This window comes from Microcoleus sp. w2-18bC1, assembly GCF_036700365.1.
In the GTDB taxonomy this organism is placed as follows: Bacteria; Cyanobacteriota; Cyanobacteriia; order Cyanobacteriales; family Microcoleaceae; genus Microcoleus.
Window position 1 is genome coordinate 1 of the sequence record NZ_JAUBOS010000001.1, and the last position, 12,922, is coordinate 12,922.

12 protein-coding genes are annotated in these 12,922 nt (G+C 47.2%); 4 read left to right on the top strand and 8 right to left on the bottom strand.

Going from position 1 to position 12,922, the window contains the following annotated elements:
* Nucleotides 1-97: 97 nt before the first annotated feature.
* The 3 genes from QT979_RS00005 to QT979_RS00015 form a co-directional block, all read right to left on the bottom strand.
* A complete protein-coding gene (locus tag QT979_RS00005; protein WP_333212106.1) occupies nt 98-754 on the bottom strand; it encodes a hypothetical protein in 657 nt (218 codons plus the stop codon).
* Between the two features lie 250 nt (nt 755-1,004).
* Nucleotides 1,005-2,195, bottom strand: coding sequence for a cysteine desulfurase family protein (locus QT979_RS00010; RefSeq protein WP_333212104.1), 1,191 nt, complete (start codon nt 2,193-2,195; stop codon nt 1,005-1,007).
* A 255-nt stretch (nt 2,196-2,450) separates the two neighbouring features.
* A complete protein-coding gene (locus tag QT979_RS00015; protein WP_333212102.1) occupies nt 2,451-2,855 on the bottom strand; it encodes a DUF7682 family zinc-binding protein in 405 nt (134 codons plus the stop codon).
* A gap of 191 nt (nt 2,856-3,046) precedes the next feature.
* Here QT979_RS00015 and QT979_RS00020 point away from each other — a divergent pair, with 191 nt between their 5' ends.
* Entirely contained in the window at nt 3,047-4,711 is a 1,665-nt protein-coding gene (locus tag QT979_RS00020; RefSeq protein ID WP_333307314.1) for a DUF655 domain-containing protein, read from the top strand.
* A 202-nt stretch (nt 4,712-4,913) separates the two neighbouring features.
* Nucleotides 4,914-5,558 carry a hypothetical protein gene (locus tag QT979_RS00025; protein WP_333212098.1) on the top strand — a complete coding sequence of 215 codons (645 nt, stop codon included), beginning with the start codon at nt 4,914-4,916 and terminating at the stop codon, nt 5,556-5,558.
* A 170-nt stretch (nt 5,559-5,728) separates the two neighbouring features.
* On the opposite strand, the gene cax is transcribed toward QT979_RS00025, so the two are convergent.
* Nucleotides 5,729-6,829, bottom strand: coding sequence for a calcium/proton exchanger (gene cax, locus QT979_RS00030; RefSeq protein ID WP_333212121.1), 1,101 nt, complete (start codon nt 6,827-6,829; stop codon nt 5,729-5,731).
* Nucleotides 6,830-7,024: 195 nt separating this feature from the next.
* Here cax and QT979_RS00035 point away from each other — a divergent pair, with 195 nt between their 5' ends.
* Nucleotides 7,025-7,795, top strand: a complete 771-nt coding sequence (locus QT979_RS00035) for a Uma2 family endonuclease (protein ID WP_333307317.1) — start codon at nt 7,025-7,027, stop codon at nt 7,793-7,795.
* Nucleotides 7,796-8,020: 225 nt separating this feature from the next.
* Here the strand turns inward: QT979_RS00035 and QT979_RS00040 are convergent, their stop codons facing one another.
* The 4 genes from QT979_RS00040 to QT979_RS00055 form a co-directional block, all read right to left on the bottom strand.
* Complete coding sequence (locus QT979_RS00040; RefSeq protein WP_333307320.1) at nt 8,021-8,641, bottom strand: DUF6391 domain-containing protein; 621 nt, start codon at nt 8,639-8,641, stop codon at nt 8,021-8,023.
* A gap of 177 nt (nt 8,642-8,818) precedes the next feature.
* Entirely contained in the window at nt 8,819-9,532 is a 714-nt protein-coding gene (locus QT979_RS00045; protein ID WP_333212119.1) for an MORN motif-containing protein, read from the bottom strand.
* Nucleotides 9,533-9,637: 105 nt separating this feature from the next.
* Nucleotides 9,638-10,390, bottom strand: a complete 753-nt coding sequence (locus QT979_RS00050) for an MORN motif-containing protein (protein WP_333041824.1) — start codon at nt 10,388-10,390, stop codon at nt 9,638-9,640.
* A gap of 183 nt (nt 10,391-10,573) precedes the next feature.
* Nucleotides 10,574-12,016, bottom strand: coding sequence for a hypothetical protein (locus tag QT979_RS00055; protein WP_333307324.1), 1,443 nt, complete (start codon nt 12,014-12,016; stop codon nt 10,574-10,576).
* Nucleotides 12,017-12,170: 154 nt separating this feature from the next.
* On the opposite strand from QT979_RS00055, the gene QT979_RS00060 reads away from it, so the two are divergent.
* Complete coding sequence (locus QT979_RS00060; protein WP_333212091.1) at nt 12,171-12,911, top strand: retropepsin-like aspartic protease; 741 nt, start codon at nt 12,171-12,173, stop codon at nt 12,909-12,911.
* Nucleotides 12,912-12,922 lie beyond the last annotated feature (11 nt).

Consider the following 12,922-nt stretch of genomic DNA (forward strand, 5'->3'; position numbering starts at 1 on the left):
ACACAATCATTCTGCCTATTCAGGACGGCGATGTCTGAGGGGTGAAACCCCTCAGACATTCGCCAACAGTCTCTTTCAACCGCCTGGTTTTTACCCCTTACAGATTTTGGGCCAGCGAACCGTTGATTCTGTTATTGTAGGCAGTAGCTAGATTATTTTGGGTTTGCGTCCATTTTTCACTACCAGGTTCGCGATTATTTAAAACCATTTGATAACCAGTAATGGCAATTTCAATATTATTCGCTCTATTCCCACTGGGAAAGTCACTAATATGAATACTCAAATTTTCAAGAAGACCGATAATTGAGCTAATTGTTTCTGAGTTTTCGCCGGCAATTAACTTCGGCGCCACTTGCTGTAAAGTCTCGGCAAAAGTAGCATTAAGGAGATGTTGTCGCCCTTCCAGCATAGGGTAAATTACTGCTATATCCCCGTTGCTATCTTGTTCGGCTTGCAATAATTCTAGGAAAAAATTTGCATACTCTTGGAAATTTTCACTGGCAGAGTTATTGCTATCTACGTCATCGTTCATATCTATGAGCGGCGCTAGGTAACTAGCTAGATGTCGGAGGAATTTAGCGCCATTTTCCCCTCCTTGTTCTGCCAAGGTTGATGCTACTAACTCGCACGTTTCCAGAAATCCGCGATCGAGTAATTCTGAGTTATCCTGTAATATTTGCGCTTCGTCTCCGTTGGGGGCATTCAGCAGGGTGTGAATTAATTGCAGATAGGCTTGGGCGCGGTTTTCGTCCATGGTGGGGAGTTGTGAATAACACCGGGATTTATTTTATCATGCTTGGGGTGGGTTTTCTGAGTTACTTCACTTGGGAATTTTAACCGCAGATGTCGGCGGATGTACGCTGATGGACGCAGATGAATTTCGTTTAGTCTGGGAGAGGTGGATGCGTCGAAACCGGGTTTTTATGGGAATACTTCGTTAGATTGGGATGAGATGGGAAAAGACCCGGTTTCTTGGGAATTGTAACCGCAGACTTTTCTTCCTGCTAACGCCTAGATAATGCTACCTTTGGCATTAATCTATCCACAATTTGCTCGATCGCAATTACTGTCCAATCGATATCAGCTTCTGTGGTTTCTCGTCCTAGAGTCAAGCGAATTCCACCCACTGCGCCGATTTCGTCATATCCCATTGCTAATAATATCGGACTGGGAGTTAGTTTGCCGCTGCTACAAGCAGAACCGGAACTAATGCCAATTCCTGCTAAATTTAGCTGCCGCACTAGAGTTTTGCCTGTGATTCGCCCTGTATCTCTCTGCTGGTAAGGGCGGGAGGAAGGGGAGATTATGCAAAAACTGACGTGGTGCGGCAGCCGACAATATCGATCACCAGTTGGTACTAAACTGGGTATGTGGGATAATCGGTCAAAAAGTTGATCGCGCAATCCAATTAACCTCGGTGTTTCCACATCTATTTCCTGCAATGCTAACTCCGCCGCCACCCCAAAACCGACGATTGCCGGCAGCGCTTGTGTCCCGGAACGCATTTTCAATTCTTGGCCACCACCGCTTAACATTGGCACTAATTCAACTCCCGGACGCACGTAAAGCGCCCCGGAACCTTGTGGCCCGTAAAGTTTGTGACTCGAAAGAGAAAGCAAGTCTACGGGCAGTTTCTGTACGTCAACTTGCAGCTTGCCGGCAACTTGAACTGCGTCGGTATGAAACATGATATTGCGATCGCGCGCAATTTGTCCTAATGCCTCAATTGGTTGCAGCGTGCCAACTTCGCTTTGTCCGTAAATGATTGAAATTAACACTGTATTCGATCGCAGCGACTCTTGCAAATCCAAAGGGTGAATTCGCCCAAATTTATCCACCGGTAGGCGCGTCACTTCCCATCCCAAATGTTCGAGTTGTCGCGCCGGTTCTGCTACTGCGGAATGCTCTACGCTGGAGATAATAATATGCTGCGGCTTTGTATAAAGACGGGCAATTCCCATAATTGCCAAATTGTCCGCTTCAGTGCCACCACTCGTAAAAATTATCGATTCCGGTAGCGCGTTAATCAAGCTAGCAACCTGCATTCTTGCTAATTCTAAAGCTGTCGCAGCCCTTTGTCCCCACTCGTGCAAGCTGGAAGGATTTCCCCACTGCTGAGTGAGAGCTTTTTGCATGGCTTGAATCGCTTCTGGGCGTGTCGGCGTTGTAGCACTATAGTCGAGATAAATTTGCATGGCTTTAATTAAATGACGAACTAATAATGAATGATTGACTACCTAATGAATAAGGCACTTATCCTAAAGGCATAAATGATTATTGACTCATGACTCATGATTGTTAAATTATGACTGATCGCAACCGCCAATTGCCAACTAATAACGGCCAAGCCAACTCACAACTGTCAAATCCTAACTCCCAACAGTCAACTCTCAACTCCCAACCCTTCTCTCTTGCAAGCTGTCAACTGTCAACTGCCAACTGTCAACTGACTAATGACTTCCTGGTTTGCAGACGTTGTAGTCTTCGTGGGACAATACTTTTTGGGGAATTAAGAAAGTGCCGCAATCTTCACACAGCATTCTGTAGTTGCGAGTTACAGGAATACTGATTATTAAACGGTTGTGACGCAGGCGTTTGCCGCCGAAATCTCTGTAATTCTTATTGTCGCCCAAAGCTGCTATAATTGACCGGGCTTTAGTAACTACGTGGTCGGGCAGGCCTCTGAGATCGATGATATCTCTAGCAAATGATGCTTCCCTCTCTTGTTTTTTGGTTTGTTTTTCTGCCAGCACTTCAACGTAATGCTGCTGCGCCACCAACTCTTGCGTGCAGCGATGGCACGCTTTACCATATCCTTTGTGACCGCACGGAAAAATTGTTTTTCTTTTAGCCATAAAGCAGCGGTATAGGGTTTGACCCACGCCCCTGAATGCTGCTACCCTACCAGTGATGCTTCCGGCATCGAGGCAGTTCTACAAGACGTAAAATCTGTTCCCTTGCATAAATTTAATAAGTTGTAACTTTACTTGATCCAATAACTTTGAACTTTGGTTCGGCTAATAACCTCTATTTTGTTTAAAATTTTGTGACTGTATTTTATTATCATTTACTCGGTTTGTGTTGTGCTGGGCTGGTGGCGATCAATCTGGCGGGCTGCGGACAAACAAAGCAAGACGTGCAGAATTTACCTCTCAGTCTGGCTCCATTGCCTCAAGACCCCTTGTTGCAAGTATACTTCAATCAGTCGATCGCTTCGAGTTATACAGAGCCTTACCGCCAGCAAACTAGACCTGGAGATGATTTGGAAAAATTGGTCGCTGTGGCGATCGCCAGTGCTAGATCGACGGTAGATGTAGCGGTTCAGGAGTTTCGCTTGCCCAGTATTGCGAGGGTTTTGGCCGATCGACAGCGATCGGGAATTAAAGTGAGATTAATTGTTGAACATATGTATAGTCGCCCTTGGAGCGATTTTAGAGGTCAGGAGTTAGCGAAATTACCGGAAAGAGAGCGCGATCGTTATAGCGAATTTGTCCAACTTGCCGATCGCAATAAAGACGGTAAATTGACTGCCGATGAAATCAAGCAAAATGATGCTTTGGTAATTGTCAAGGATTCGGGTATTCCTGTAATTGATGACACTGCTGACGGCAGTAAAGGCAGCGGTTTGATGCACCACAAATTTGTGGTAATTGATGGCAAAACCGTAATCGTCACTTCTGCTAATTTTACCACAAGTGATATACATGGCGATTTCAAGACACCAGCAAGTCGCGGCAATGCGAACAATTTGGTGAGAATTGAAAATGTTCAAATAGCGCAACTATTTACTCAAGAATTTAACCTCATGTGGGGCGACGGGCCCGGAGGAAAACCGGACAGCAAGTTTGGCATCAAAAAGCCGTTTCGTCAAGTGCAAAAAGTAAGAGTAGGGAATTCGACAATTGCGGTGCAATTTTCGCCGACCTCCCAGACTTTGCCTTGGGAAAAAAGCGTTAACAGTTTGATAAATCGAACTTTGGGTAGTGCGAAAAAGTCGGTCGATTTGGCATTGTTTGTATTTTCGGCTCAGCGGTTGTCAAATACTTTGGAAATTGAAGCTAGCCGGGGAGTTGCGGTGCGAGCTTTAATTGACTCTAATTTTATTTATCGCTCTTACAGTGAAGGGTTGGATATGATGGGGGCGACTTTGATGCAAGATTGCGGGTTAGAAACTGACAATCGCCCTTGGAGAAAGCCACTGACTACTGTGGGAGTCCCGCTGTTACCAATGGGCGATCGCCTGCACCACAAATTCGGCGTTGTGGACGGCAAAACGGTGCTTACAGGTTCTCACAACTGGAGTGAGGCTGCAAATCACGGGAATGACGAGACGCTGCTGGCGATCGAGAGTCCCGTAGTTGCAGCCCATTTTGAGCGGGAGTTCGATCGGCTTTACAAAGGTGCAACCTTGGGAATTCCCGCCCGAATCAAACAGAGAATTGACGCTAAGAAAAAAGAGTGCGATTCACTACAAGCAGCATCAAAATCGGCGACAGCTAAACCTCAAATTGCTGCGGGAAAAAAGTTAGTTAATTTGAATGCCGCGACTCAGGAAGAATTAGAAACTTTGCCTGGGGTTGGCCCGAAGTTAGCCGAGAGAATTATTGCAGCGCGCAAACAGCAACCTTTCACCTCTTTGGACGACGTGGCGCGGGTTCAGGGCATTGGGGACAAGCTTTTAGAGAGATGGCGCGATCGAGTAACTTGGTAGTTAAGTTCGTACTCAGGACTTCATTCCTGACTCCACAAAGTTCGCACGCACTCAGGAGTTCAGTTTTCCCTTTCGCAACTCAGGATCAAAGACTCAAGTCCTCACTAGAAACCTATTGGATCTACTTTGACAACACATCAGCTCTCAAGTTAAAATAACTTCTAAACAAAATGCTATCTATTCAACTGAGAGGTAGAGAGAGATGGAACACGCCAGATTTGTTACGGGGAGGCCACAAATCAAATTTCTAGCTATTTTTCTGGGGGCAATTTTTTTGGCGCTAGCAGCTTTCACAGTTAGCGCCCAGCAGACTAGCGAAGCACAATTTAGGGTCAAAAACGAAAACGCTTTTAATATTAATTTAATTCAATTTAAGCGCACTGAATATGTAGGTCCGTGTGCCGGTACTGTCTTCTCCCCTGATTCGCAAAGCGCTCGATTTGTCTCCAGCAAGACTCCTCCCGGTCCTAACAGAAGGGTAATGATTAAAAATGTGACTGATGGCATGGAAACTAATCCCTATCCTTACACAGACCGAGGTTACAATAAAGGTGAGTTCTCCGAGGATTTTGGATTTAAGTTGGGTAACAGTCACAAAACAAGAACTTTTTCGGTTTTAGAGGGAGAAAATAAGTTTCTCTATGAAATTAAAGAAAATGACCAAGTTATAGAACAGGGTGCGCTTACGGCTGAAGTTTCTATACAAAACTTAGGTACTTTTCCCCGTCAGCAAATTTGTCAAGATCAGGTAGAATGTCGGGATACTTCTGATTGTCGCGATCGTAAAGGCAGAAAAAGAAGTTGCAGACAAGAGTGTTTTCCTGTTCAACAATGTCGCTGTCCTTAACTACTTTCTGTCCAAAAATTATTTTATTTAATTCAGGCCAGAAGACAAAGAGGAATAACAAACCAGAAACAAGATAAGTTATTACTCGTTACCAGGCAGAGCCTAGGAACCAGTTAAGAAAATTAATTGAGTTTTTGTGGAACAGGTCGGAGTGCCTGTTCCACGAGAAATCAAGTAATGGGGTGAAAGTAAAATGCGGCTCCTAACACGATGTATGTTGCTAAAAGCAACACTCCTTCGAGCCAATTCGATCGCCCGTCAAGACTAATTAGATTAGCAATTGTCACGGCAATGGCAACTGCAACTACTTCAAAAGGATTGAAGTTTAAATCCATCGGCTGATGAATTATTAATCCGATAATTACTAACACCGGCGCTACCAGCAAAGCAACTAGCAAACTCGAACCCATTGCGACAGAAACTGACAAATCCATATTGTTTTTCATGGCAACTCCCACCGCAGTTACATACTCGGCCGCGCCGCCAACAATCGGCAACAGAATTACCCCTGTAAACAGTGGCGTCAATCCCAATCCTTTGGTAGTTTCTTCGACAACACCCACGAAAATTTCTGATTCAAAAGCAACAGCAACAGTTGAGGCAACTAGCACTCCTATCCACAACCACAAATTCGGTTTGTGTACAGTAGATTCCTCTTTGGTATTTTGAGGATTTTCTGACTCTAGTTCTAGTAAGCTCACATCGTAAAGATAGCTGTGAGTTTTTAAGGAAAATAGCAGAGTTAGAGCGTAAACTGCAATTAGGACGATCGCAGTTATTAAGGAAAGATTCTGAATGGCTGCGGGTTCGACTCCATTGGATGTGTAAATTACCATTGTCGGCAGCAGGATGGCAATCACTGCTAGAGTCATTGTCGAACCGTTCACTCGCGCGATAATTGGCTTAAATTCTTGTTCTTTGTAGCGAATTCCTCCTAACAGCATGGAAAATCCCATGACTAAGAGCAAGTTGCTGATAATTGTACCGGTTATGCTGGCTTTCACAATGTCAATTAAGCCAGCTTTCAAGGCAACTATTGCAATAATTAATTCCGTAGCATTGCCGAAGACTGCATTTAATAAGCCGCCTATGGAGGGGCCTGTAACGATCGCCACTTCTTCTGTTGCTGTGCTCAACCAAATCGCCAGAGGTATAATGCCTAAAGCGGATGTGATGAAAACTGCGAGGGAGCCCCAGTGCAAATACTCAGCGGCGATGGAAATGGGGATGAAAATTAACAGCGCTATGGAAAGAATCTTTTTGATTGACATAGGAACTCGGATGGTGTAAAGAAGGGTGAGGTCGAGTTGTCGGGGCGATCGCAAAGTTGATTTTACACTATTCAACTATTCTCTGACAATTCTGCTGGCGAGTGCGAGCGATAAATTGGGAATATTTAACCGCAAATGCACCCAGATCGAGGCAGATTGAATATAATAGAATTATATCGACATCGGTGAAAAGATATGTCTCAATCTGTAGTGCCAGTTGTTGAATCAAAGCAAATTGATACTTCACCCACCTTGACCTTTGAAGAATACCGATTTTATCAAACTGATTCCGATCTACAATATGAACTGTACAAAGGCAAATTAATTCCGATGCCAACCGCAACAGTTTTACATATCAAAATTTGCGAATACTTAGTTTACAAATTGCAGCGTTACCTAGCTGAACACAATCTTGACTTAGTAGCAAAAACAGGTCTGGGAGTAAGAACAGAAGAAGATACCTCTCGGATTCCTGATGTAGTTGTTTGCACTCAAAGTCTTTTGGAACAAGCTGCTGCTAGACCAGGTTCTGGTATCCTCGATTTTGAGGAAAAGCCCCTGTTAGTCATAGAAGTAGTGAGTCAAAATCGGCGCGCCGATTATGTGATTAAACGAGCTGAGTACGAACTAGCTAACGTACCTGAATATGTAATTATTGACCCTACACCTAACAAAGAATTGGTGCGAGTTTTAGCCTTTCCTGAAGGTGAAGATATCTATACCCAGACAGATTTTAGGGCGGGGCAACAAATGGTATCTGTAGTATTTCCCAATCTGACATTATCAGTGAATGAAATACTGTCTCCGCCATTAGTTGAAGGGTTGATTAAAGCAGAACAAGCTCGGTTCCAGGAACTTGAGCAGCAAGCTGCGGTGGAGCGCCAACGGGCTGATGAGCAGGGCCAACGGGCTGAAAGATTGGCGGCGAGGTTGCGAGAATTAGGAGTAGATCCCGATCGCATTTAGGAGCTTGGATGACCCAGAAGTCATAAGTTAATTGTTATTAGTTATATCAAATCCGCCCTGCATCGGAATTATTCAGATATCTATGCTTTTCATCTGCGTGAATCCGCGTCAATCCCTTGTCATCTGCGGTTGCAAAATTCTATTTTTTTGACCGCAGATACAGGCAGATAAACACAGATTAACGCAGATGAGTTAGATATATCGATCGCCCTTGATACTGTGCAACTATTCAACCCAACGCACCCGCACAAAATGAGCTTCGCGTCCCCAGAAGTCGTGACTTACAGTAATATCAACAACACTCAAATTAAACGGAATAGCAGTTGTAACGTACCGCTGAGCCAGAGCTCCCACATCAGGGGCTAACTGAGCCGCAGCAGCAGCCGCTGCACCCAAACCTAAAAGTTGCAGAATGGGCCCGCGAGGCAGGGCTAAATTGATGCCAACAGCAAGTCCTGCCGTTAGCAGCATTGCCACCGACAAATTCGTGCCACAGCGGGGATGTACAGCTAAATCCCACTCTCCGCTGGCAATCCGCTGCCAAGCCTCGCGCACTGCCTGACGCAACTGTGCAATGTTAACGTGGCCATACAGATAAAACCCTTGGTCTGTGGACATCCCGCCCAATAACTCATTATCGGTTCTTGCTGTCGTCGCACCAAACGATTGGCCCAGTACCCAAACAGTAGCGTGTTCCAGAGCATGAACTTGGCGCAAAGTCAAGACTTCCTTCAAACCGGGCACAAAATTGAGTTGTCGCAACAAATCAGCATCTTGAGTGGGCTGCGGGGCAAAGTCGAAGGGAAACTGGCCGGTGCGGCCGGAAGCAGAAGCAGTAGTTGTCATATCAAAACGCCTCCATTAATTCGATTAAGTGGATATTTAACATTAGCAATTCGGTTGAGAAAAAGCCGGTCATAAATTATCAATAGTTTTGACTTTAAAACCTAGCAATGGCAGGTTTTGTGCAAAAATTATTAGCCCTCAACCTGCCCTTACTAATAGATCGCACTTATTCCCAGTTTATTGCTCTTGCCGCTGGCCGTCGCGGAATACTCCCGGAATTCGCCGGCCTCTGGTATCGATAATTGTGCCTTTACCGTGAGGCAATCCCTTGCGTAACTCTCCCTCATAGCGGATACCGTTGGAGAACGAACAGTTACCCCTGCCATCAAGTTCTTGAGTATAGAACTGTCCCGAACACCGACTGCCGTCAGCGCGGGTGAACGCTCCTGTACCTAAAGGCTTGCCTCCTAAAAATTGACCCACAAAGCGATCGCCATTAGCAAAAATGAATTGGCCTTGTCCCGTGGGCACGCCTACTTTTTGATCAAGAGAAAACGACCCTATATAGCGATCGCCATTAGTAAAAATAGCGGTCCCGGAACTAACTTTGCCATCTCGGAATATGCCCTCGACGCGGGCGTCGTCCTTAAATATAAATTGTCCTCGACCATTTGGTTTGCCCAGACGGAACTGCCCCTCATAGCGATCGCCGTTGGAATATATGTATACCCCAGCGCCACTGGGCAAACCGTTAACGAACTGTCCGATGTAGCTATCACCGCTGTCATAATCGCACCTAACTCTACCTGTAGCGATAGCTGGCACGCAGCGGCCGGTTCTAGCTTCTGTTCCTTGCGCCATTGAGGGCAAAGGATAAGTCGCGTAACTACCAATTCCCAACACTGATGCAACTAATAAAGCGATTCCACTGGTCCAAGAACGGGAAATCATCAATCAACTTGCTCCTATGCGCTGTTAGATATTATCTTCTTCTGTCCTTTGTCTTTTATCCCATTTGTTGTCAAAAGTTAGCTGAAAACCTCAATCATTTATCCTTTACGAAACTCCGGGCTTGCCATTGCGAAATACCCCCGGAAAGCGCCTACCGCTAGCATCGATCATCGTCCCGACACCGTGAGGCACTCCCTTTCGCAATTCTCCTTCATAGCGCGTCCCGTTGGGGAAAGTGCAGGTGACACTAGCATCAAGTTCTTGATTAAAAAACCTGCCAGAACAGCGAGTGCCGTCTTTGCGTACTAATACCCCTGGGCCAAAGGGGGAACCTGCAAAGAATTGTCCTTCATAGCGATCGCCATTAGTATAAAAAAATTGACCCCGCCCTGCTGGTTGGCTGCTAATAACTTTAGTCTGAAGGTTCTGGACGACTCCGAAGTCTCCCACGTAGCGCTCACCGTTGGGGAAAACCACCGTCCCAGATCTCATCGTGCCGTCTTGGAACACGCCTATGTAGCGGCCATCATCTTTAAAAATGAATGTCCCTCTACCATTGGGCACTCCCCTCCGAAATTGTCCTTCGTAGCGATCGCCATTAGCGTACACGTAAACTCCGCTGCCGTCGGGGAGGCCGTTAACGAAGTTTCCCTCGTAGTTATCGCCTGTCTCGTAATTGCATTTCACTCTTCCCGTAGGAAGGCTGCCTTGGCAGAAGGGAGAGCGTTTTTCTTCTTCGGGTTTTGGATCAGGTGTTGCTTGAGCCATTGATGGCTGGGGATTGAAGAGATTAGTAGCGCTGCCGATAGAAGAAGCAACTAATATCACCATCCCTAATTTTTGAATTGAACCGAGCATGATCAATCTCCTTGAACTTCAATTACTAATAGGGATTTTCTAGAAGCTAATACTCACTGAAAAGTCGTCTATTTTTTAATCCCTGTACTAATTTTACCTTCAGGTTTGAGATCTGCCCTAAATGCAAAAAGGCAAAAACTCTAATTTTTGCCTTTAGCATTTTTCCTGCTTTACTGTCAATTTTCAGCGTCGCGTTGAGCTATTCGGATTTGGGAGACGGCTAATAACTGCATTGGCTGGTTGTGGTTGGCGACTGGCGGGTTTTTCGCCCACACCTTTGGCTACCTCAACGCCGTTTTCCTCCAGAATCACGATCGGATCTGCTCCTTGCTTGAGATCGACCCGTTTCACCAACACTTGCCCGTTAGACAGCCGCTGCCCGACTTTGACATATCGGCTGGTTGGTTCATTCGGTACTTTGACAATCACTTGCGTCTCGTTCCCGACTTTTACCACCCCACTGACTTCAGTGCCTGTAGCGAGGTCAGTAGAAGGCGGTGGCGGAACTACTGGGATCACGGGAGGCGGCGGGGGATTTGGGTCTACCCACTGGGGCGGGCGCTTGTCTACTGGCAGTTCCGGCAGATCCGGCACTCCTATGGGTCTCGCTGCTATTGGTTGGGGCGGGCGCGGGGGTGCTGGAGGGCGACGCTGCGGATTCCGCGCATCTTGGGCTCTACCTCCTATTGGCCCAGTAGTTCCAGGGGGACGGGTGCCAGGACCTCTTCTTACCCTGGCATTGGGGTCTCTCCATTGGGGGGGGCGCTTGTCTACTGGCAGTTCCGGCAGATCCGGCACTCCTATGGGTCTCGCTGCAATGGGTTCGAGTCCAGGCGGGGATGTACGATTACGACCTAACTGAGGAGCATCTAGCCCCGGAACTATGGGTGGCAAGCCAATTTGTCCCCCGGTGCTGCCTCCGGGTAAGGAACCATTTCTGCCACCGGCACCGCCACCTAACCGAGGAGCAGTTGGCCCTGGAACTATGGGACGCGAGTCAATTTGCGCCCCATCACCTTCCGGAAGTAAATTTCCCGATCCATCTCGTAGTTGCTGAGTGCGTCCTCGACGATCCGTGCGTGACATGGGGATAACCGTCTGATTAGGCCTGTTAAGTGGGGGGGGAGCCAATAACTCGGGAAGTTCGGGTAGCACGGCAACTTGTCGCTGTGGCAGTTTGGGGAGTTCTGAGGTAGTCCCACCCGCTCCGTTGGCTCCTGGAGGGATTTGTAATACGATCGGCGGCAGCGGCCCAAAGGGGTCTAACTGAGAAGGATTGGCTGTCACAGGGCCTTGGGGCACGGGCTGAAGCGGAAGCGTTGGATTCCTGTCCTTGTTGTCGCCGATATTTGTTTGAGCCTGTCTGGCCCGTTCGTCTGGGTTGGTCGATCGAATTAACCCTGGAGGCTGGGCGGCTACTACTGGGGACGGGAAAGCCTGAGCTGCTGGGGTGGGGCTGGCAGAGGCGGTCGGAGATGGAGAGGCTGCACTGGGGCTGGGGCTGGGGCTGGCTGTGTTGCTACCCTCGTCGCCACCGCATCCTCCGATCGAGAAAGCTAGTAGTCCTATAGTCGCAAAATATAAAAGTTTGTGCATTGCCGATCGCCCCCAAATGCTTAATTTCAAGATATCCAACAAGGCTCTGCAATTACAGCCTGTTGCCGTTTATCAGTTTATCTGTGTTTCGATGTTATGTGATCGCTTGAAAATTGCCAAGTTTTCCTCACGATCAGATCGGACTCTTCGGCCGCTGGGTTTTGTGGAGCAAGTTAGGATATCAATGGCGCTCGTTGTGGGAAATATTGAAGCAATTAAGGTATTTAAGATAATGGCAAAAGTGATTCTCCAGCGGATTTGGCGATCGGGCTTGGTTTGTGCGAGCGTTTTGGTTGGTCTGGGATCGGTGGGGGGCGAGGTACATTCTGATTCACATCAGCCAGAAACTCAGGTGATGACATTGCTGCCCGATGTGAGTTCCCAGCAGCACGCGCGGCGCAGCTATCCCGTTCCCCGCAGGGGTTCCCGAAGGGTAGGGAATCGGACTATAACGGGATCGGGATTCACAACTGGCCAATTGTACTCTCAGTTTTGGAACCCATCAAATGGTGGCGCTAAACCCCCAGCAAATCAACCCCCTAAGCCACGGGGGAATCCACAGGTATTTCAAGCTAAAATCAAGCGTCGCGCTGGCGGGACGCCGGTGATTGATGTGGTATTCAATGGCAACAAGACTTTTGAGATGATTCTCGATACCGGGGCGAGCGGCACTTTGATTTCTCAGCGGATGGCTACTGCACTGGGAGTGAGGCCGGTGCGTACCATCAGAGCGGGGATCGCTGACGGTAGCGTTGTCGAGTTCCCGATCGGTCTAGTGCGATCGATTCGGGTTGGGGGTGCTGTGATCCAAAATGTCGAAGTGGCGATCGCGAAACAAATGCCCATAGGTCTGCTCGGTCACGATTTCTTTGGCAATTACGATGTCAAAATTAAAAAAGATGTTGTAGAATTTTATGTTCGCTGAAAGTGAGCGGA

Excerpts from the sequence above, each read along its gene's own strand:
- QT979_RS00005 (WP_333212106.1), bottom strand. The coding sequence starts at position 754 with ATGGACGAAAACCGCGCCCAAGCCTATCTGCAATTAATTCACACCCTG.
- QT979_RS00010 (WP_333212104.1), bottom strand. The coding sequence starts at position 2,195 with ATGCAAATTTATCTCGACTATAGTGCTACAACGCCGACACGCCCAGAA.
- QT979_RS00015 (WP_333212102.1), bottom strand. The coding sequence starts at position 2,855 with ATGGCTAAAAGAAAAACAATTTTTCCGTGCGGTCACAAAGGATATGGT.
- QT979_RS00025 (WP_333212098.1), top strand. The coding sequence starts at position 4,914 with ATGGAACACGCCAGATTTGTTACGGGGAGGCCACAAATCAAATTTCTA.
- cax (WP_333212121.1), bottom strand. The coding sequence starts at position 6,829 with ATGTCAATCAAAAAGATTCTTTCCATAGCGCTGTTAATTTTCATCCCC.
- QT979_RS00035 (WP_333307317.1), top strand. The coding sequence starts at position 7,025 with ATGTCTCAATCTGTAGTGCCAGTTGTTGAATCAAAGCAAATTGATACT.
- QT979_RS00040 (WP_333307320.1), bottom strand. The coding sequence starts at position 8,641 with ATGACAACTACTGCTTCTGCTTCCGGCCGCACCGGCCAGTTTCCCTTC.
- QT979_RS00045 (WP_333212119.1), bottom strand. The coding sequence starts at position 9,532 with ATGATTTCCCGTTCTTGGACCAGTGGAATCGCTTTATTAGTTGCATCA.
- QT979_RS00050 (WP_333041824.1), bottom strand. The coding sequence starts at position 10,390 with ATGCTCGGTTCAATTCAAAAATTAGGGATGGTGATATTAGTTGCTTCT.
- QT979_RS00060 (WP_333212091.1), top strand. The coding sequence starts at position 12,171 with ATGGCGCTCGTTGTGGGAAATATTGAAGCAATTAAGGTATTTAAGATA.